The sequence below is a fragment of the Parathalassolituus penaei genome, from assembly GCF_026626885.1.
Lineage (GTDB): Bacteria > Pseudomonadota > Gammaproteobacteria > Pseudomonadales > Oceanobacteraceae > Oceanobacter > Oceanobacter penaei.
Genome location: NZ_JAPNOA010000056.1, coordinates 1 through 21,138 on the forward strand (window position 1 = coordinate 1; position 21,138 = coordinate 21,138).

The 21,138-nt window shown below is 53.7% G+C and carries 13 protein-coding genes and 2 tRNA genes; 8 read left to right on the top strand and 7 right to left on the bottom strand.

Features of this window, described 5'->3' with window-relative positions:
* Positions 1 to 44: 44 nt before the first annotated feature.
* The 4 genes from OUO13_RS14895 to OUO13_RS14910 all read right to left on the bottom strand — a co-directional run bounded on the left by OUO13_RS14895 (position 45) and on the right by OUO13_RS14910 (position 4,543).
* Positions 45 to 121, bottom strand: a tRNA-Asp gene (locus OUO13_RS14895).
* A 44-nt stretch (positions 122 to 165) separates the two neighbouring features.
* Positions 166 to 241: transfer RNA gene (locus tag OUO13_RS14900), tRNA-Val, on the bottom strand.
* Between the two features lie 107 nt (positions 242 to 348).
* On the bottom strand, positions 349 to 3,465 hold the full coding sequence (locus OUO13_RS14905; protein WP_283174692.1) for an efflux RND transporter permease subunit: 3,117 nt from the start codon (positions 3,463 to 3,465) through the stop codon (positions 349 to 351).
* Positions 3,449 to 4,543 carry an efflux RND transporter periplasmic adaptor subunit gene (locus OUO13_RS14910; protein WP_283174693.1) on the bottom strand — a complete coding sequence of 365 codons (1,095 nt, stop codon included), beginning with the start codon at positions 4,541 to 4,543 and terminating at the stop codon, positions 3,449 to 3,451. The genes OUO13_RS14905 and OUO13_RS14910 overlap by 17 nt, the downstream gene beginning before the upstream one ends.
* A 183-nt stretch (positions 4,544 to 4,726) precedes the next feature.
* Between OUO13_RS14910 and OUO13_RS14915 the strand changes: the two genes are divergently transcribed.
* Together OUO13_RS14915 and OUO13_RS14920 are read left to right on the top strand one after the other, a co-directional pair.
* On the top strand, positions 4,727 to 6,631 hold the full coding sequence (locus OUO13_RS14915; RefSeq protein ID WP_283174694.1) for an ATP-binding cassette domain-containing protein: 1,905 nt from the start codon (positions 4,727 to 4,729) through the stop codon (positions 6,629 to 6,631).
* Positions 6,628 to 7,107, top strand: coding sequence for a hypothetical protein (locus tag OUO13_RS14920; RefSeq protein WP_283174695.1), 480 nt, complete (start codon positions 6,628 to 6,630; stop codon positions 7,105 to 7,107). Before OUO13_RS14915 ends, OUO13_RS14920 begins: the two co-directional genes overlap by 4 nt.
* A 140-nt stretch (positions 7,108 to 7,247) precedes the next feature.
* Here OUO13_RS14920 and OUO13_RS14925 read toward each other — a convergent pair whose 3' ends face one another.
* Positions 7,248 to 8,030 carry a hypothetical protein gene (locus OUO13_RS14925; protein WP_283174696.1) on the bottom strand — a complete coding sequence of 261 codons (783 nt, stop codon included), beginning with the start codon at positions 8,028 to 8,030 and terminating at the stop codon, positions 7,248 to 7,250.
* 471 nt (positions 8,031 to 8,501) lie between these two features.
* Here OUO13_RS14925 and fadB point away from each other — a divergent pair, with 471 nt between their 5' ends.
* Together fadB and fadA are read left to right on the top strand one after the other, a co-directional pair.
* Positions 8,502 to 10,670, top strand: coding sequence for a fatty acid oxidation complex subunit alpha FadB (gene fadB, locus OUO13_RS14930; RefSeq protein WP_283175034.1), 2,169 nt, complete (start codon positions 8,502 to 8,504; stop codon positions 10,668 to 10,670).
* 23 nt (positions 10,671 to 10,693) lie between these two features.
* On the top strand, positions 10,694 to 11,875 hold the full coding sequence (gene fadA / locus OUO13_RS14935) for an acetyl-CoA C-acyltransferase FadA (protein WP_283174697.1): 1,182 nt from the start codon (positions 10,694 to 10,696) through the stop codon (positions 11,873 to 11,875).
* Between the two features lie 82 nt (positions 11,876 to 11,957).
* Here the strand turns inward: fadA and OUO13_RS14940 are convergent, their stop codons facing one another.
* On the bottom strand, positions 11,958 to 12,866 hold the full coding sequence (locus OUO13_RS14940) for a GAF domain-containing protein (protein WP_283174698.1): 909 nt from the start codon (positions 12,864 to 12,866) through the stop codon (positions 11,958 to 11,960).
* Positions 12,867 to 13,075: 209 nt separating this feature from the next.
* On the opposite strand from OUO13_RS14940, the gene OUO13_RS14945 reads away from it, so the two are divergent.
* Positions 13,076 to 13,918 carry a DMT family transporter gene (locus tag OUO13_RS14945; RefSeq protein ID WP_283174699.1) on the top strand — a complete coding sequence of 281 codons (843 nt, stop codon included), beginning with the start codon at positions 13,076 to 13,078 and terminating at the stop codon, positions 13,916 to 13,918.
* 65 nt (positions 13,919 to 13,983) lie between these two features.
* On the opposite strand, the gene OUO13_RS14950 is transcribed toward OUO13_RS14945, so the two are convergent.
* The gene (locus OUO13_RS14950; protein ID WP_283174700.1) at positions 13,984 to 14,658 is read right to left on the bottom strand and encodes a LexA family transcriptional regulator; all 675 of its coding nucleotides are present in this window, start codon (positions 14,656 to 14,658) and stop codon (positions 13,984 to 13,986) included.
* 664 nt (positions 14,659 to 15,322) lie between these two features.
* On the opposite strand from OUO13_RS14950, the gene OUO13_RS14955 reads away from it, so the two are divergent.
* The 3 genes from OUO13_RS14955 (at position 15,323) to OUO13_RS14965 (ending at position 21,131) form a co-directional block, all read left to right on the top strand.
* Entirely contained in the window at positions 15,323 to 15,985 is a 663-nt protein-coding gene (locus tag OUO13_RS14955) for a GntR family transcriptional regulator (protein WP_283174701.1), read from the top strand.
* A 105-nt stretch (positions 15,986 to 16,090) separates the two neighbouring features.
* Positions 16,091 to 19,615 carry a chromosome segregation protein SMC gene (gene smc / locus OUO13_RS14960; RefSeq protein ID WP_283174702.1) on the top strand — a complete coding sequence of 1,175 codons (3,525 nt, stop codon included), beginning with the start codon at positions 16,091 to 16,093 and terminating at the stop codon, positions 19,613 to 19,615.
* A gap of 115 nt (positions 19,616 to 19,730) precedes the next feature.
* A complete protein-coding gene (locus OUO13_RS14965) occupies positions 19,731 to 21,131 on the top strand; it encodes a cell division protein ZipA (protein WP_283174703.1) in 1,401 nt (466 codons plus the stop codon).
* Positions 21,132 to 21,138: the final 7 nt, after the last annotated feature.

Here is a 21,138-nt window from a genome sequence, read left to right on the forward strand (position 1 = left end):
GCTTGTAAGGCAGATGCTCTCCCAGCTGAGCTAATCACCCAAAATGGCGGACTGGACGGGGCTCGAACCCGCGACCCCCGGCGTGACAGGCCGGTATTCTAACCAACTGAACTACCAGTCCGCTTAAGTCACTTCGTTTTTCGTATTCTGTTGTCAGGCAGAATATGGTGGGTGATGACGGGATCGAACCGCCGACCCTCTGCTTGTAAGGCAGATGCTCTCCCAGCTGAGCTAATCACCCCCTGAAAAACGTGAGCGCATTCTACTCTGGATGAGGTTTGTGTCAAACACTTTTTTTAGAAAAAACCGGATTTTTTTCAGTAACTTGCCGTTATTTTTTAAAATCGTTCAGGTTTTGATCGACTTGTTTCTTTTCTGATCAAATAACACCAGTAAACAGGGTGTCAGGATCAATGTCAGCAGGGTGGCGAAGGTCAAACCACCGGCAATTGCGGTCGATAATTGGGTCCACCACTGTGATGACGGTGCTCCGCTGCTGATGTGACGGTTGATCAGATCGATGTTCCACTGCATAACCATCGGGATTAATCCCAATACGGTTGTTACGGCGGTCAGCATTACCGGACGCAAGCGCTGGGCTCCGGTGCGTAATGCTGCTTCAACGGCTTCCAGACCTTCTTTACGCAGCTGGTTGTAAGTATCGATCAGAACAATATTGTTATTCACGACGATACCCGCGAGGGCAATCACGCCGACACCACTCATCACAATGCCAAACGGCTCGCCTCGCACCAGCAGACCAATCAGGACGCCCATCACCGATAACACAATGGCGCTCATGATCAGGCCAGCCTGATAAAAGCTGTTGAACTGGGTGACCAGAATGGTCGCCATCAGGAAGATGGCGATAAAAAACGCCTGTCCGAGGAAGAGGCCGGTTTCAGCCATCTGTTCGAAGTCGCCACGGAAACGCGGTTCAACACCGGCTCCAGCCCAGTCGAGCGCTTTCATTTTTTCCGACAGTTGCTGGATCTTTTCGGTGGCGTTAACTCCTTCGTGAACATTGGCCATCAACCGGTAACGGCGTTTGCCGTTGATCCGTACCAGGTCACCTTCGGCAGCGATGGCTTTCTGGTTGATAAACTGGCTGGCCGGAACCAGCCCGTGTGGCGTGGTTATGTTGAAGTTTGCAAGTTGATCAAGGGTCCGATACGACTCCGGATAACGCAGGACAATATCCACTTCATCATCGCTGAAGTCAGGCTGGAAGGCTCCCACTTTCTGGCCCCCCGTCAGCATTCGGATCATTGAGCCTGCTGCTGCGATGCTGGTGCCGTAACGGGAGGCTTCTTCGCGGTCTACCTGCAATTGCCATTCAACTCCCTCCAGTGGACGATCATCACGAATGTCCTTGAAGTCCGGATCGGCTTCCATCATGGCTCGAACCTTTTCGAGCATCGGAATAATGGCGTCGCCATTCATGGCGGTCAGTTGCAGCTGAATATCGGCTCCTGACGGCGGGCCGCCTTCTTTCTTGTTGGTTTCGATGATAATGCCGGGCAGATTGGCATTACGCTGTTCGATCTCTTTGAGAATCTGATTGGCACTGCGGCGCTGTTCCCAATCGATCAAGCCAATCTGGATGCGGCCTACCAGATCCGGGGCACTGTCTTGTGGCGGGCGAGTAAAGACCGCGGTATAGACCGATTCGATTTCACTCATGTCGGCGAGTGAGCGTTCAACCTTCAGGACCAGCGCTTCGCGTTCGCTGATGGACAGATTTCCCCGTGCCCGGATATCAATCAGGCCGGTGTCGGAGTCGACATCCGGAAAAAACTCCACACCATGCCCATGCTGGCCGTACAGAACAGCAGACAGAACAAGGCTGCCCAGCGCCAGAGTCAGGACTTTTAATGGATGGCGCAGGGCGATTTGCAGCACCTGTACGTAAAATCCGGTGAGGCCGCCAATCGCCGCAAAGTTGCCTTCTTCGGCTGCCTTCAGGCGTTGTTGCACCAGATCCTGATAACCACCGGTCTTGCGGGTCACAACGCTGCCGAGCACCGGCACAACGATCAGTGCCATGACCAGAGAGGCGCTTAATGTGTACAGCAGGGTGAGGGGCAGATACTTCATGAACTCGCCGGTGGTTCCGGGCCAAAACAGCAAGGGCAGGAACACCGCCAGTGTGGTGGCCGTAGAAGACGTGATCGGCCATGCCATCCGGCGTGCTGCTTCACCATATGCCTGTCGTGGCGTATGTCCTTCGGCCAGACGTCGATCGGCGTATTCGGTCACTACAATGGCGCCGTCTACCAGCATGCCAATCGACAGAATCAGCGCAAACAACACCACCATATTCATGGTGCTGCCGCCCAGTGCCAGCAGGATGACCCCCATCAGGAAGGCCCCCGGAATCGCCGTGCCGATCAGCAGCGAGTTGCGAATGCCAAGACTGCCCAGTACCAGCACAATCACCATCAGGGTGGCGACCAGCACGTTGTTGAACAGATCGTTCAGCATCGAATTGATTTCCCGTGATGAGTCCTGAATCACTTCGGCCCTGATGCCGTTTGGCCAGTACGGCTCCACGGTTTTGATGGTGGCGCCTACCTGATCCATGGTTTCAATGATGTTGGCACCAATACGCTTTTTGATCTCAAGTGTTACGGCCGGTTTGCCATTAATTCGGGCGCTGGTGCTGCGGTCCTTGTAACCGAGGTGGCCCGCGGCGACGTCGCGAAACAGCACCACTTCGTCGCCACTGACCTTGATGGGCATATTAAGGATGTCGTCGATGGTTTCGACCCGGCCCGGGATACGAATGCCAAAACGTCCGGCTTCGCCTTGCAGGTCTTCACTCGCAACCAGCGTGCTGTTGGCCCGTACCAGATTGCCCATATCGGTCATCGACAGCTGATAGTTGTCTAGGCGGGCTGGGTCCACCACAATTTCGGCGATGTCTTCACGTTTGCCCTGAATCGTTGCTTCCAGAACCCCCGGAAGTGCTTCCAGTCGATCCTGCAGATCACTGGCAACGGCATACAGTTCACGTTCGCTAATGTCGCCAGACAGGGTTACCACGGCGATTGGAAACAGCGCGACGTTGACTTCAACGACACGAGGCTCATGGCTGTCTTCGGGGAGGTCGGCCTTGGCGTCATCGACTTTCTGTCGGACTTCCTGAATGGCCTTGTCGATATCCACATCGCTGTAGAACTCCAGCATCACCGACATATGGCCGGTGCTGGCGGTGGAGACCATTTCTTTCAGACCGTCGAGGCCGCGCAGTTCACGCTCAAGCGGTTTGTAGATCAGGGCGTCGGCGTCACGAGGGGCGATACCATCGTGGGCAACCGATACATACACAATGGGTACGGCGACGTCCGGGCTGCTTTCTTTGGGGATGCCAATCAGAACGGTGACACCCACCACCATCAACAGCGTAAACAGCATCAGTACCGTGCGGGAGCGTTGCAGGGCGGCATCAATCAGCGCGTGCATGCTGGTCCTCCCGGCTGGTGCTGATAACGGTCTGGCCGCTACGAACGTAGCCAGCGCCGCGAGTGATCAGATTCAGCTGGCTGTTGTTGCTGATGACCCAGATGCCGTCGGCATCGGCTTCCAGCAAATTCACCGGCGCGAACTCTACCGCCTGTTCGGCGTTGACCACTTTCACGCCGGATCGCCCCTGATCGTCGACCAGCAAGAGGGCGGGTGACAGATGAAATGCCTGTTGTTCGCCCGTCGGCAATAACAGGTCAGCACTCAGACCGGCCAGCGCGCGTGGCTGGTTGTCATCAACAGCCAGTTCGACCCGGAAGCTGCGAGTGGCGGCATCGGCTTCTGCTGCTACAAAGCGGATTTTGCCGGTTACAGTCTGGCCGTCACTCAGACGTGCGCTGGCTTTCTGGTGCAACTGCACACGGCCAATGTCGCGCGCCGGAACCTGGGCGCTGACAATCCACGGGGTGAAGTCGAGCAGCTGTACCAGCACCTGTCCTTCTTGCAGATAATCGCCCTGTTCAACTTTTCGATCATTAATAATGCCCGCAAAAGGCGCGATGATGCGGGTGGCATCCAACTGGCGACGGGCACTGGTGAGTTCCGCCTCAGCGCTGGCGAGCAGGGTTGCCACCTGTGCCAGCTGGGCATCGTTGGTGAGGCCCTTGTCGTATAGTTTGAGCGCGGTTTTATGTTCGATCTGACGTTGACGCAAATTGGCTTCGGCCTGTTTTACGCGGGCAGGCCAGTCGCGCTGATCCAGTTCCATGATCACATCACCGGTTTTGACCGCATCACCTTTCTGTTTGTGAATGCTGATCACCCGAGCCTTGATTTCGGCCTTGATCTGAATCGAACGTCCGGGTTCGGTACGGCCGGACAGTGTCAGCCAGGTCTGGCGTGGCTGGCCGGTGATCAGCTTGGTCTGCACTGATGGCAGGGCGTCTTCGACCGGCAGAGGGCCTTTGCCGACCGGCTCAGGTTCGGCTTCCGGTGCCGACATCATCCAGACGCTGGTGGCCGCTACCAGAATAATGGCAGCCATATAACCTCGATTGATGGGTAATCCCTTGGACATGTGCAGACCTTTGGAACTGAAAAAAATGTTAACACTGTTTACACAGCCGTTCAGGCAATAGCAAGCCCTCTACCGACGTACGGCCAAACTGTCGGATCGGATATTCCTGTCTGCCTCTGGGCAGCCTTCGCTCCTGCCATTACACTGCGGCGCTGATATGAATAGCGGGGCCGGAACCAGAATATGTTGCTAGCAAGTTTGAAACAGGCCGAATTGGCCTTCGGTGACCATGTGTTACTCGACAAGGTCGACCTCGAAATCCACAGCGGCGAACGTCTGTGTGTGGTGGGGCGTAACGGTGAAGGCAAATCCACCCTACTCAAGATTCTGAACGGAACCATGACGCTGGATGATGGCAGTGTGCAACGTCGCGATATGCTGCGTATTGCCTCGCTGCAGCAGGAGCTGCCCGCCAAGGTCGATATTCCTGTATACGACGTCATCGCGGAAGGCCTGGGGGAGCTGGGTTCGGTGATTGCCCGTTATCACGACGAAACCCATAAAGGTGAACACGCGGATCTGAATCTGCTGGAAAAGCTGCAAGCCCGTATTGAAGCCGCGGATGGCTGGAGCTGGCAGCAAAAAGTGGACGCCATTATCCAGCGTCTGAGTTTGCCGGCTGAAGTCTCGTTTGCGAGTCTGTCCGGTGGTTGGCAGCGTCGCGTTATGCTGGCGCGTGCACTGGTAACCGAACCTGAGTTGTTGATTCTCGACGAACCAACCAACCACATGGACATTGCCACCATCCAGTGGCTGGAAGAACAGCTGAAGCAATTTAACGGTGCGCTGGTGTTTATCAGTCACGACCGCGCATTTGTGCAAAACCTGTCGACGCGCATTGTTGAACTGGACCGTGGCCATTTGTACCAGTGGCTGGGCGATTACAACGGCTTTCTGGAATATCGTGAAAAACGCCTGGAAGACGAAGCCAACCAGAATGCGCTGTTCGACAAGCGTCTGGCTGAAGAAGAAAAGTGGATTCGTCAGGGGATCAAGGCGCGCCGTACCCGTAACGAAGGTCGCGTAGAGCGTCTGAAAGACTTGCGTCGCGAGCGTGCGGCCCGTCGTGATGTGCAGGGTGCTGCCAATATCAGCATGACCTCCACGGAAGCATCTGGCAAACAGGTGTTCGAGGTAAAGGACATCAGTTACGCCTGGAAAGACAAAAAGCAGGTCAGCCACTTCTCGACCATCGTACAACGTGGTGATCGTATTGGTCTGGTCGGTCCCAACGGTGTGGGTAAAAGTACCCTGCTGAAGCTGTTGCTGGGGCAGATGGAACCGCAAAGTGGTTCCATCAAAACCGGCACCAAGCTGGAAGTGGCCTACTTCGATCAGGGACGTCATGAACTGGATGATGAAAAGTCCATTGCGGACAACGTAGCTGACGGTAAGGACTTCGTGACCGTTAACGGTCAGAACCGTCATGTGATTGGTTATCTGGGTGACTTCCTGTTCCCGGCGGTACGTGCCCGCACCCCGGTCAAAGCTCTGTCGGGTGGTGAGCGTAACCGTGTTTTGCTGGCCAAGCTGTTCCTGAAACCATGCAATCTGCTGGTAATGGACGAACCGACCAACGACCTGGATGTGGAAACCCTGGAGCTGCTGGAAGAACGCCTCATGGAATACCAGGGCACCCTGCTGCTGGTGAGTCACGACCGTGCTTTTATCGACAACGTTGCAACCCAGCTGTGGGTGTTCAGCGAAAACGGTGAAATCGAAGAGGAAGTTGGCGGTTATTCTGATTGGCAGGCGCGCAAGCAGGTTCGTGATGCTGAGCGCCAGAAAAATGCTGCTCGTGCAGCGGCGGCCAAACCGGTTGAAAAAGCAGCGGCAGCAGCTAGCACCACGGCTGCGCCAAAAGCCAAGCTGTCCTACAAGCTGCAGCGTGAGCTGGATATGTTGCCTGAGCAGATTGCCGAGGCCGAAGCCAAGCGAGATGATCTGCGCGCCAAAGCCGGTGCTGCGGATTTCTACAGTGGTGATCAGACGCAAATCCAGAAAGTGCTGGCGGAACTGGCTGATGCCGAAACCCGAGTTGAGGCCTTGGAGGAGCGTTGGTTGGAGCTAGAGGAAATGGCGTCATGATCTGGGGGATTTTTGCCGTAGTGGGGCTGATGTTGTTTGGCTCCATTTACTGGCTGAAACCCAGTCCTCGTGACCAACGGCTGGCCGCATTGCGGCTGGCTGCTATCAAGCTGGGGCTGCAGGTTCGCCATCATAATTTTCAGCCGGATATGGCTAAAACCGGTGTGCGGGAAGCCATTACGGGTACGTCGTACAGCCGTATGAAAAATCCTGGCAAACCTCAGGGCAATCTGCTGTTTCGTATTGTGGGGCAGCCAGCCTGGGATAACGAAGCCCTGCCGGATGGACTGTCCTGGCATGACAAGCCTGCCGATGTACAGAAAACCGGCCAGCAGATCTCCAGTCTGTTGCTGGGCTGGCCAGACAAGTTGTACTTGCTGGAAGTATACGAAAACCGGGTCATGCTGATGGCGGCCGAGAATCGTGAAGCCACTGCGGAAGTGTATGCCAACGTGATTGATACGTTCCTGGGCTGATTCGCATATCGATGTCGATAGTGGATGGCTGACGACTGTGGGCCGTGTCAGCATCAGTAGGCAGTGAGTATAAGAACCAAAAAGAAAAGGCCGGAATTACCGGCCTTTTTCTTGTCTGCTGTTCGGGCTGAGATCGGCGATCAGATCTTGCCCTCCAGTTCTTCCAGATGACGGATCAGACGGTCGTTGTAGCTGATAACCAGGAATGGAACGTCCATTTCGTGTTGACGAGTAATGGAGTTACGCAGGAAGCGCCATTTGCTGTTGATGTTATCCATTAGAATGTAGGTTTGTGGGCGGTAGGCAACAGATTTCAGATCTGCCAGTTTGAACTCGAAATCCATGGTCATGGTTTGCAGGGAGCGTTTGTACTCACCCATGTTGACGTCGGCCTTGTTGAGGGCAGCACTGGCAGCGTATTTGGTAGTCATTTCCTGTAGCAACAGTGCCATTGAGCGGGCTTTTTCAACAGCCGGATTTATGGTGTTACTACCAGCAATATTTTGGTAAGACTCGCTGATTCGGGTAACCAAAGCATTGTTCAGACGAGCCAAGTCTTCGACAACCTGAGCACTGGTGGCGCCTTGGTTGTGCACCAGATTGCGGTTGCTGTTCAGTGACAGCTGGAATGCTTGCCAGTCGGTATCGATGGCATCCAGATGAGTCACCAGTTTGTCGGCGGCAACCATCTCGCGAGCGCTTGTCATGGCCTGACTGAAAGACTCAACATCGGCATCCATTCGACGTTCATATTTGCTGTCGGCATCGAGACCGGCAAACATGAAGAAATCCGTCATGGCACTGATTGAGGCAAGGCGCATATGTTGTAACTGGATCAACAGCTGTTCCGCGTCTGCGGAGGCTGAAGCAGAAGTAACAAGAAGGATCACAGACAGGATCAGTGAGTGCAGGTGCTTCATCATCAGAATCTCGATTTATGATTATTTTTATTGACTGTGAGTGTATGAGATTCCCTTACAGAACCCTATAGCTGCTCACATAAATTAACAAAAAACTTCCATTACCAGTAAACACGTAAAAAGGCTATACGACCTGGTAACAAGAATGAACCGCCATAGTGAGCCATCCGGACCGGGGTTAGCAACTGCTTTTGATTCTGTCTTGTATGGCCACTTTCATTACGTGCATTTTCTACCATTTTTTCACGAAATGCGTTGTTTACCCTGCACCATTTTCCTGTCTTTTTGCCGGTGGCTGACACTCGTTCTAATCTTTGATGTTGACAACGATCAGAACTTGGCTGAATCTTGGGAAAATTCAAACGCCTGTATGAAATGATTGTTTGAATTCTGGCCTCGACAATCCGAATAAACATTCCCGTCTGGATACGGTCCATGATGGGGAGGCAAATGAACGCTACGGGAGATCCGCGGATGATTTACGACGGTAAAGCCATCAGAGTCAGCATGCTGGAAAATGGTATCGCCGAACTTTGTTTTGACCGGCAAGATGAGTCGGTCAACAAGTTTGATCGACATACACTCGGGGAGCTGGAGGACGCCATCAAGGCGTTAACCGCTGCGACCGGTATCAGTGGCCTGCTGCTATCGTCCGCCAAGGACACCTTTATTGTAGGGGCCGACATCACTGAGTTCGGATCCTACTTTGCTGGCCCGGAAGAGCAGCTGGTGGAATGGCTGATGTACCCCAATAACCTCTTCAGCGCCCTTGAGGATCTGCCGTTTCCGACGCTTGCAGCCATTAACGGTACTGCCCTCGGTGGTGGTATGGAATTGGTGTTGTCGGCCGATTTACGGGTGATGTCGACCAATGCCCGTATCGGTTTGCCAGAAGTCAAACTGGGTATCATGCCGGGTTTTGGCGGTACGGTGCGTTTGCCTCGGGTAATTGGCGCCGACAATGCGATCGAATGGATTTGTATGGGCTCCGAACAGGATGCCGACAAAGCTCTGAAAGATGGCGCGGTAGATGCGGTTTTTGCTCCTGAAGCACTGCGTGAGCAGGCGCTTGCAATGCTGCAACTGGCGGTTGCCGGTGATCTGGGTTGGCAAGCACGCCGTGAGGCTAAAAAAGGCAAGCTGCAGCTGAATGCCATGGAAGCCATGATGGTGTTTGAAACGGCCAAGGGTTATGTGGCCGGCCAGACCAAAGGTCAGTATCCGGCTCCCATCATGGCCATCAAGACCATGCAGAAACATGCGTCGATGGAACGTGACAAGGCGATTGCGGTGGAGGCTAAAAACTTCGCCCAGCTGGCCAAATCCAGCGAATGTGAATCACTGGTCGGTCTGTTTCTGAATGACCAGCTGCTGAAGAAAAAAGCCAAGGGCTGGGAAAAACAGGCACGTGCCATCAACAAGGCAGCGGTGCTGGGGGCGGGCATTATGGGAGGCGGTATTGCTTACCAGTCTGCCTATAAAGGCACGCCGATTCTGATGAAGGACATTGCCGAAGCCGGTATCGAGCTGGGTCTTAACGAAGCCAACAAGCTGCTCTCGAAACGCGTCGAAAAAGGCAAGATGACGGCGTTTGAGATGGGTTCGGCCCTCAATCGTATTCGTCCGACCTTGAGTTACGGCGAGTTCAGCTCTGTGGATGCCGTGGTGGAAGCTGTTGTTGAAAATCCGAAAGTCAAAAAAGCTGTGCTGGCGGAACTGGAAGATCAGGTGCGCGATGACTGTGTGATCGCTACCAATACCTCCACCATTTCGATTGACCTGCTGGCGGCTGATCTCAAGCGCCCGCAGAACTTCCTTGGTATGCACTTCTTTAACCCGGTACACATGATGCCGCTGGTGGAAGTGATTCGTGGCAGTCAGACCTCTGACGAAGCGGTTGCCACCATTGTTTCGTATGCCCGCAAGATGGGCAAAACCCCGATTGTGGTGAACGATTGCCCTGGCTTCCTGGTGAATCGGGTGTTATTCCCGTATTTCGCTGGTTTTGCCGGTCTGGTGCGTGACGGTGCCGACTTCCAGAAAGTCGACAAGGTGATGGAGAAGTTCGGCTTCCCGATGGGGCCTGCTTACCTGCTGGATGTGGTAGGCATCGACACCGGTCATCACGCCAATGAAGTGATGGCGGCGGGTTTCCCGGATCGTATGAAGCCGGATTTCAAAACCGCGATGGACGTGATGTACGAAGCCGGTCGTCTGGGTCAGAAGAACAGTAAAGGCTTCTATCAATACGAAGTTGATAAAAAGGGCAAACCGAAGAAAGTTGTGGATGCCGCTGTTTATGATTTGCTTAAGCCGGTGGTGGCCGCTCAGGTGGAACTGAGCGATGAGCAGATCGTTCAGCGCATGATGATTCCGATGTGTATTGAAATCGCGCGCTGCCTGGAAGAGGGCATTGTGGAAACTCCAGCCGAAGCGGATATGGGCCTGATTTTTGGTATTGGTTTCCCTCCATTCCGTGGCGGTGCCTGTCGTTATATGGATTCCGTAGGGTTGGGCCGATTTGTCGAGATCTGCGATCAATACGCAGATCTTGGCAAGTTGTATCAACCGACCGAGCGCATGCGTGCCATGGCTGCAGCGGGCGAGTCCTGGTTTCCTAAAGCGGCGGCCTTGAGCGCCTGAGTCACGAACGGGAGAATTTCAAAATGACTACTCTGAATCCGAAAGACGTCGTTGTTATCGATGCAGTGCGCAGCCCGATGGGCCGCTCCAAAGGCGGAGTGTTCCGTCACGTTCGTGCTGAAACCCTGTCGGCCAATCTGATCAACGCCTTGTTTGAGCGTAATCCGGGGGTTAACCCGAAGCTGGTCGAAGACATCATCTGGGGCTGTGTGAACCAGACCAAGGAACAGGGCTTTAACCTGGCGCGCCAGATTGGCCTGCTGACCGTGGTTCCAAAAGAGGCCGGTGCTCAGACCGTTAACCGTCTGTGTGGCTCTGCCATGAGTGCGATCCATACTGCGGCTCAGGCCATTATGACCGGCAACGGTGATGTGTTTGTGGTGGGTGGGGTTGAGCATATGGGTCACGTCGAGATGACTCACGGTTTTGATCACAATCCGGCGTCTTCAAAATACTTCGCCAAAGCCTCCAACATGATGGGCCTGACGGCTGAAATGCTGGGCAAAATGCACGGTATCAGCCGTGATCAACAGGATGCGTTTGCCGTACGTTCGCACCAGCGCGCCCATGCCGCGACTCTGGCTGGCAAGTTCAAAAACGAAATTGTACCGATGCTGGGTCACGATGCCGACGGCAAGCAGGTGCTGGTCACTGAGGATGAAACCATTCGTCCGGAAACCACCCTGGAAACTCTGGGCGCCCTGCGTCCGGCGTTTGATCCCAAAAATGGCACAGTGACGGCCGGTACATCGTCGCAGATCACCGACGGGGCTGCGGCCATGTTGCTGATGAGTGCTGAAAAAGCCGCCGAGCTGGGTCTCAAGCCCCGTGCACGGATTGTGTCGATGGCGGTAGCCGGGGTCGACGCCGCCATCATGGGATACGGCCCGGTGCCAGCGACCAAAAAAGCGCTGAAACGTGCTGGCCTGGAAGCGTCTGATATTGACTATTGGGAACTGAACGAGGCGTTTGCTGCGCAGTCCCTGCCCTGTATCAAGGACCTCAAGATCTCCGATATTGCCGACGAACGGGTGAATATCCATGGCGGTGCTATTGCGTTAGGACACCCGTTAGGTTGTTCCGGTGCACGTATTTCTACAACGCTGATTAATGTGCTGGAACAAGAAGGCGGACGTTACGGCGTGTCCACCATGTGTATTGGTCTGGGGCAGGGGATTGCTACGGTCTGGGAGCGTCTCGAGTAACAGACATTGATACGTTCTCTGGTGTTATACCAAAAACGGCATCCATAATATGGGTGCCGTTTTTTTGTTAAGGGTCCCTGGCCTACTGCAACTGGAATTTGACCACGGCGGTTAGTTGACCAAGGCTGATGACCGGCAGATACAAAAATACGGAGCGCGGATGATGGGGGCTGGTAATGATCTGGGGATGCCCGGTGATCCAGACTTTGCCATGGTCACCTTCACCCCGGATATAACGCACGCCATCGTATTCAGCTGCGAGATTGCGTCTGTCCACGCTAAAGCCCGACTCAAAGCGCAACGACATGTTGGCGGAGTCCGGAATCCAGATTTCAAACTCACGGGCAATTGGTGCTCCCATCGCCGACAGGAAGGTGACGACCTGCGTTTCATCGGCAAGGATGGAGTAAGGCAACGCAATACCGGTACAGATTCCGGCTTCAGCAGCGTCCTGCGAGCGCAGAAACGCATCATTGTTTCCAATATCTGTCATGATCAGAGGACGACCTTTTTCCCATGCCTGACCAGGCAGTCCTCTGCCTTTGGCAATGGTCAGCTTGCGGGATATGTAGTCGAAATGCTGCAAGTCGCCATAATAACCATCGGTCACACGTAACTCGTTACGAGGGTTGATGGTGTTGTTGTACCAGACTTCAACCGCGCCCATCACTTCGCCGGAGCGGCCGCAAAAAAGCACAGCAACTGCCAACAGAAATTCGCCCGAAAAAATCGGAATGGCGATGCCGGACTCGATACCGGTGTCGGAAATAAAGTTGCGGCGTTTGAACTGGTCGTTTTTGAGGTCGTTCCACACCAGTGGTCGCCGTTGTTGCCAGGCACCACCTGGTAACCCTTCTCCGTAGCCAAACGACATGGTTTTGCTGATGGCCTCAAAATCACCAAGATCACCATAATAACTGGTCGCCAGTCGCAGACGATTACCGGTGGCATCGGGGGTCCATACTTCCGCTGCCTTGACGAACGCTTTCATGCTCAGTCCTCCTGTCTGCTGCACCCGATTATTGTCGCAATTTTCGGCGACATGCTGATGATATCAATGCCGGGATTGTCCGTTTTGCTGTTTGTTCGCACTGCTGGTTGATGTAATGGCTGGCCTGTATAGAGGCTTTTGTCTGCTTATGAAAGTGAACCTGTGCTGGCACAATCGTCGAAACTTCAAATGATAGACGATGCCTTTTTATGATCATGCTGACTGCTCTGGTCTTGCTGGCTTTTGCGGCGAACTCCCTGTTGTGTCGATGGGCTTTGGGCGTCTGGCACTTTGACCCAGCATTATTCACTCTGGTTCGCTTATGGTCCGGTGCTCTGATGTTGTCATTGCTGCTGATATTAACCCGGCAGCCAGTTTCCATTCCTTGGGGACAGATACGTTTCTGGATGCTGGGCGCATCCTTGCTGTTATACGCCGGGTGTTTTTCGTGGGCATATCTGGAGTTGCATGCTGGTGTTGGTGCTTTTGTGCTGTTTGCTTGTGTGCAGTTGTTATTACAAACGGTGGCAGTGATTCGTCATGGGCTTCCGAGCTGGCTGAAAATAATCGGTATTGTGATGTCTTTAATGGGGCTGGCATGGTTGCTGTTACCTGGTGCATCGGCTCCAGAACCACTAGCGGTTGTGTCTATGCTGGTTGCCGGAGCAGGGTGGGCAGGATTTGTGGTGTTGGGGCAGGGGTCCGCTGCTCCGCTGCTGGATGTTCGCAGTGCTTTTGTTGCAGCCAGTGTTCTGGTCTCGCCAGCATTATTACTGGTCGGTGACTGGACAACAGACAACTGGCAGCCATGGTGTCTTGCGCTGGCATCTGGAGCGCTGGCATCCGGTTTGGGGTATTTTGGCTGGTACCGGATTTTACCTGCACTCGGGATTCAGCGCGCTGCACAGTTACAGTTGCTGGTTCCGGTCATTACTGTAATGGCAGGGGTGATGATTCTTGCTGAACCTGTGGGGGTGAGCCGGTTTCTGGCTATGTTACTAATCGTGACAGGGGTCTACCTGTCGCTGCAGACTGCACAGCGGTCTGCGTAGAGAAAGAATTGTATTAGGGACACTCTGAATAACTCTGCGAGAGCGCCGAGTTATTCAGAGGGGCATTAGATGCTCTGACCAATCCACACAACACGACCCACCACATCCGGAGGAGTCAGGGAGTCATTTGGTAAAATGGTTGGTTGGTACCGGGTATTGTCGCACATCAGCCATAATCCTTTTGATGGTGCAATCTGGATGCGGCGAATTAATGTCTGACCACCACTACGCAGAACAAAAATGTGCCCTTCACGCAATTGTATGTCGTTAGTATCGATCATCAGCAAGTCACCTGAGTTGCAGGTTGGTGCCATGATGTCGCCGCTAACTGTAGTTACATGCAAGTAATTACTTTGTAATCCCTGCTGATTCAGCCATTCTGCTGTTACTGCGAGAGGGGCATGTTGGCTGTTTGCATCAAGGTCTCCGATCGCTATCAGAGCAGATGTATCGGTGGCATGATTCCCGGAAAATGAACCCTGTTGTTTCATTTCTCCTCGCCCCAGTACCAGCCATTCAATTGATACACCAGCGGCCATTGCCATGGCAACGAGAGGTTCAATTGTGGTGGCACTACTACCCTTGATGCAACGATATAATTGGGATTCGGAAATACCAGCGGCATCTGCAAGACGCTTCTTGCTACCAACCAGCTCTGCCATCACGGCAATTCGTCTCCCCAATGCTTGCAGAAAGCCTGGGCTCAACGGATCCTGATCGGCATGCGGATGTGTTGTCATATTGTCACTGATTCTCTGGTGTCAGTTACGCATACAGCGTGAAACTCAATGAAAGCGTGCTGTTGCTTGCCAATTTCCTATCTTAAAGGATTGACACACATTCATAAGTGTCAGTAGCATCCTTTGATATATGCGGTGTGTTGATATTTCGTCAGCAACGTTCGCCGACAGCATTTCGACTACATTAAGTGTATGTAGCAGCTTTGGGTGCGCTTCTTGAACGTTCTCTGCTCACTTGCAAACGTTTGATCTCTGGTTTATTGATGCAGACAAGAAACCTTGAGGAGGCAGCTCTGTCAATCATTCCGACGGATTGCACCAAGCGTTTCATCGATAATGATAGATTCCTGATAGACATACATTGACTCAATGGCATTGAGACGCACATTGACCAACATTCATACATTGGAACCAGTGTTGCTTGAGTAAAGCGCAGTCAATCTTGTCAGTGTATGTTGATGATTTCATTGTCTGACAATCTGCTCGGTGTTGCGATATCTTCTCAATATGTTGTTGCAATGTCTACTATTTAATGGTGTTCAGGTAACGAATGTCCACCAATAAGTTTGACGATTGCATTTTTTATGCATTCCAAAAGTGATGCCGAGGCTATCAAAAGTGATAGAATCAGGCTTTTAAAGGTAATCTGGAATCAGGAGTAGTTATGGCGTTTGTCGCCGCCGAAAGTCTTGCCGAGCAAATCGCGAATCATCTGGCTGAAAGAATCATTCAGGGAGAGCTGGTCAGTAACGAGCGTATCCAGGAAGCTCGGATTGTCTCTGAGTTGCAAGTCAGTCGTGGTTCTGTGCGGGAAGCACTGTTGATTCTGGAGCGTCGACACCTGGTAACTATTCAGCCTCGTCGTGGCGCTTTTGTTACTGAATTGACGGCTGATCGTGTGCGTGGTCTGTATCGATTGTATGGTAACTTGCTGGAAATGCTGGCAGAGAAATTGTCCTGGAGCTGGACTCCTGAAGGTAAAGCAGTACTTGATGGTCTGGTGCGCAAGCTGAACAGTTCCGCTGCCAGCCATGATGAGAACCTCTTTACTGAAGCCAATTTTGAGCTGATTTCTGAAGCCGCTACCGTTGCCGGGAATGAATATCTGAAGACTGCTTTGGATAATCTGCGTCCACCATTGCACCGTGCGCTAGCGTTGGCGCTTCGCAAAAATCTGAGCGAGATGGATGATACGACCCTGTTCGTTACTCGTCTGATCGAATACGCCCTGTCCGAGCGTATGGCAGATGTGCCTGCGCTGGTTAACGAATACTGCAAGCGTCATTGCTTGCTGGTTGTTCAAGCCCTGGATAGCGTATCTGCCTGATTATTCAAACTTTCCTGCAGAGTTGCTGATTCTGCAGGAAGGTGATCCCTCCTTATACCGGTTTCGCGTATGATGGCAGCTTGATTGTTTGCCTGAACTCCCCCAATGCGTCTCAAAGCTATCAAACTGTCTGGTTTCAAGTCTTTTGTTGACCCGACAACAGTTGCATTTGCTACCAATATGACTGGTATCGTTGGCCCGAATGGTTGTGGCAAGTCCAACACCATTGACGCCGTGCGTTGGGTTATGGGTGAGAGTTCTGCCAAATATCTGCGTGGCGATGCCATGACGGATGTGATCTTTAATGGTTCTTCAGAACGGAAACCAGTTGGTAAAGCCAGTGTTGAATTGATATTCGACAACACCGATCAGACTCTGCGGGGGGAGTACGCCGGATATAATGAAATCAGCGTTCGCCGTCAGGTTACCCGTGATGCCCAATCCCTCTATTTTCTTAATGGCGTAAAGTGCCGCCGTAAAGACATTACCGATCTTTTTCTTGGGACGGGTTTGGGGCCACGTTCCTATGCCATCATCGAACAGGGCATGATTTCTCGTCTGATTGAAGCCAAGCCTGAAGAGTTACGGGTGTATGTGGAGGAGGCGGCTGGTATCTCCCGTTATAAGGATCGCCGCCGTGAAACCGAAAACCGGATGCGGCGTACGGTCGAAAACCTTGAGCGCCTGCAGGACATTCGTGAGGAACTGGATCGTCAACTTGCACATCTGCAGCGTCAGGCTGAAGCCGCTGAGCGGTATAAAAGTCTTAAGGCCGACGAGCGTCAGAAAAAAGCTCAGTTACAGGCGTTGCGCTGGCAGCAACTGGATGCCGACTACCACCAGAAAGAAGTAGTGATCGCGCGTCTGCAAGCCGGTACTGAAGAGCAGAATGCGCATATCCGCGCTGCTGAGTCATATATTGAGCAAGCGCGTCTGACACTGTCTGATCAGCAGGACACCTTCCAGCAAACCCAGGCGCGGTTTTATGAAATCGGTGCGGGGATTGCGCGTCAGGAACAGAAAATCGAGCATCAATCCCGGCTCAGTCTGGAACTCGATCGAAATCTGGCAGAGGCCGAGCAGGCGTTGCGAGAAGGCAGTGTTGCGCTTGAGTCCGATCAGCGACAACTCGAGCAAGTGGACGAGGAGCTGCTGTTACAGGACGAAGAAACCCTGGTGCTCGAAGAAACTGCCGAAGAGCAGCGTATTCTGGTCGAGGAAGCCGAACAGCGTCAGCGTCACTGGCAGGATGAGTGGCAACAATTTGCCCAGAATGCCGGAGAGCCGGCGCGTCGTGCTGACGTAGCGCAGGCGCGTATGAATGGCCTCCAACAGCAGCTTGGGCGCTTGCAGCAACAGCAATTGCGTCAGCGGGATGAGCTGGCAACGGTAACCGCACCGGCTGAAGACGACGAAGGCGAGTTGCTGCAGGAAGAACTGGCCGAGCTGGAATTGCAGGTCGAGGAATATCAGCAACGGGCCGAAGAACAGCGTCAGCAAGTTGAAGAGAATCGCCTCCGCCTTGATGACAAACGGCGCGACCTCGAGTTGCAGCGTCAGAAATTGCAGCAGATGCAGGCGCGCAAAACCACACTGGAAGCTCTGCAGGCGGCTGCTCGCAGTCAGGACTCTGATGCCATGCAGCATTGGCTGGAAAGCCGGCAGTTGGCGCGCAAAATCCGCCTCAGCAGCCAGTTGCATGTGCGTACAGGGTGGGAAACTGCTGTTGAGCAGGCCCTTGGGATCCGATTGCAGGCATTGATAGTGGATGACATAGGCATCGCCCGACAATGGCTGCACGAACTGCCTGCCGGAGTGTTGACTCTGAGGGAAAACCGTCCGGTCCCTGTGCGGGACATTCCCGCCGATTCCCTGTTGCATCAGGTACAGGGGCCCGCCAGTCTGGTGTCATGGTTGCTGCCGGTACGCTGTTGTGGCGGCCTTGACGAAGCGCTGGCCCGACGCAGTGAATTGCAGCCGGGACAGTACTGGATTACCCCTGACGGTATCTGCGTCGGCGGTGACTGGTTACAGGCCGGACAAATGGCTGGCGCTGCCGGTGGTTTGCTGGCGCGCCAGCAGGAGCTTGAGGCGCTGGCGGGTGAGCTGGATGAGCTCGAAATGGACGTTGAGGACCTTGAGGCTGACCTCGAAGCGGGACGGCTGCGTTTGCACAGTCTTGAGCAGCAGCGCGATCAGTCCCAGCGTGAATGGCAACATCAGTCCCAGCAGTTGCTGAGTGTACGTACCCGTTGGTCGGCGCTGCAGGCAAAAGCCGAACAGCATCAGCAGCGTCGTCAGCGTTTGCAGCAAGACTTGCAGGAGTCAGAGCAGCAACAACACGAAATTCGCGAAGAGCTGGCCATGTTGCAGCTGGAGTGGCAAGAAGCCACCGAGGCCATGAGTGAGCTGGGTGAACAGCGTCAGCAATTACAGCAACAGCGTGATGAGTGTCAGCTGGCGCTGGATGCGGCCCGTCAGCGGGCTCGACAGGCCAACGACCAGTTACATCAGGCTCAACTGCGAGTGCGTGATTTGCGCGGTCGCCAGCAAGGTTTACAAGCCGCGATCAGCCGTTTGCAACAACAGCATGAGCGGTTGCTTGAGCGTCGCGAGCAGTTGCTGGCAACACGCGAGCAGGATCATTCAGCTGATCTCGCGTTGTTGAAAGAAGAGCTGCAGGAGTTGTTATTGCAGCGCCAGGATGCTGAAGGTCTGATGCAAGCTGCTCGACAGCAGCTGGAGGCAACGGAAGAGCAGATTCGTGGCCAGGAGCAGATCCGCCAGCAAGCAGCAGCCGAGGCCCAGCAGTTGGCTACCCGACTGGAAGCTGTTCGTATGGAATGCCAGGCGCTGGATATTCGCCGGCAGGCACTGGTCGAGCAGCTGCAGGAAGAGCAGCTGACCTTGCGCGAAGTGCTGGACAATATGCCGGAAGAAGCGACTCCGGAGTTGTGGCAGGAAGAGCTTGAACGTATTGGTGAAAAAATTCGTCGACTGGGCAATATCAACCTTGCAGCAATTGACGAATATCGTATCCAGGGCGAGCGCAAGGAATACCTGGATGCACAGCATCAGGATTTGCAAACAGCATTGCTGACGCTGGAAGGCGCGATTCAGAAAATTGACCGCGAAACCCGGACCCGTTTTCAAGATACGTTTGACCGGATTAATGCCGGTTTGGCAGACCTGTTTCCAAAGGTCTTTGGTGGTGGTCAGGCTTGGCTGGATCTGGTCGATGACGACTTGCTGACCACCGGTGTGGCGATTATGGCGCGCCCTCCGGGTAAGAAAAACAGCACCATTCATCTGTTATCGGGTGGTGAAAAGGCGCTGACGGCAATTGCCTTGGTGTTTTCCATCTTTCAGCTGAATCCGGCGCCATTTTGTATGCTGGATGAGGTAGACGCGCCGCTGGACGATGCAAATGTTGGACGATACGCGCGTCTGGTGAAAGCCATGTCTGAAAAGGTCCAGTTCATTTATATTACGCACAACAAAATTGCGATGGAGATGGCGGATCAGTTAATGGGGGTTACCATGCAGGAACCTGGTGTATCCAGACTGGTCAGTGTTGATATCGAGGAAGCAGCAGAAATGATCGGCAATCAGGTCTATTCTGTTGAATAAGCAATGCGAATAGCGGGATTCTCCGGTCGCTGCACACAACATTACTGAAGGGCAGACGCCGATGGCGTCGACAGATCCGGTCCGAAACGGACCAATTTAGGCAATTGGGGCTTGTATGGAACTGACCAGACACACCGTCATGATCCTGATCGGATTATTAGTGGTGGTCGTTATCGTTATCGATGGCGTGCGGAGAATGCGCAAAGCTCGCGCAGCTGCATTGAAACTCGATATCAGCAATGAATTCCGTTTTCCGGAGACCGAACATAATCCTGAGCTGCAGGGGCGAGCCAGGGTTGTTGGTGGCCGGACTGATGGCGCAACCACTGCCCGTCAAGTAAACGAACGCAAGAACGCTGAGCGCAAGGGCGCCGAACGAAAGACTACAGAGCGCAAGGTGACTGAGCGCAAGGAACCGGTAGCTGGTAGCTTTGTCGCCGACCGTGCTGAACGCGAGCCTCAGCTGTCGTTCTCCGCGTCCGATGAAATTGTGTCGCCGACCCGTGTGGTAAAACCGCAAGAGGCGGTAGTGGCTTCTGAGCCTGCGATTTTCGAAGACGAAGTGGCAGCTGAAGATGCATCCGTGATTGAGCCTGCTCATTCCGTCAAGCCGCGTCCAACCGGTAACCAGCTGCAGTCGAGTCTGAATGACTGGCTCGACGCCAACAGTTCTGAAGTAGCTGAGCAGGAAGCTGTTATGGAGCAGGCCGCCATTATCCCTCGGGTTAAACCGGCCAATCTTGATGTGTCTGTACCGGTATTGATGACCGTCAAGGACCTTGGTGCCGAGCCATTGGTGGAAGGCACGGAAGCTCGTAATGCCGAGAAAGCCAAACCGGGCCGACCAGCCATTACTGAAGACGATATTATTGCCACCTTTGACCCGGCTGAAGAACACTCTTCTGTGTTCCATGCCGCCATGGATGACAACCTTGACGAAGAACGGTTTGACGATCCTCATCTTGAGGACGAAATCGAACAGCAGGACGAAGTGGAAAACGCTGGCAGCAAAATGGTGATTTACGCTCGTGACGATTCTGAAGATTTGTCCCAGCGTCCGCCAGCGGAAGTGGTGTTGGTAATTCACGTACGTGCCCGCGATGAAAACGGTATGTCTGGCCTGTCGTTGCTGCATCTGTTTGATGGATGTGATCTGCGCCTGGGGCGTGAAGGCATTTTTCATCGTTTTGAAGATGCGGATGGTCGTGGCTCAATCCAGTTTTCCATCGCCCAGACCTGGGAGCCGGGGATTTTTGATCCTGAAACCATGGAAAACGAAGCCTATGCTGGTCTGACCCTGTTTATGAGCTTGCCGGGTGCCAGCCGTCCGCAGGAAGCCTATCAGGCTATGTCGGAAATGGCGCGATTGATGTCCAAACACCTCAACGCCGAACTGCTCGATAGCACACGCAGTATTTTTACTCTGCAAACGACCGAACACGACCGTCAGCAGATTTCTGAGTTTGAACGTCGCCAACACCTGGCCAACAAACAGAGAACTGGCAAAAAACGCTGAGCAGGGA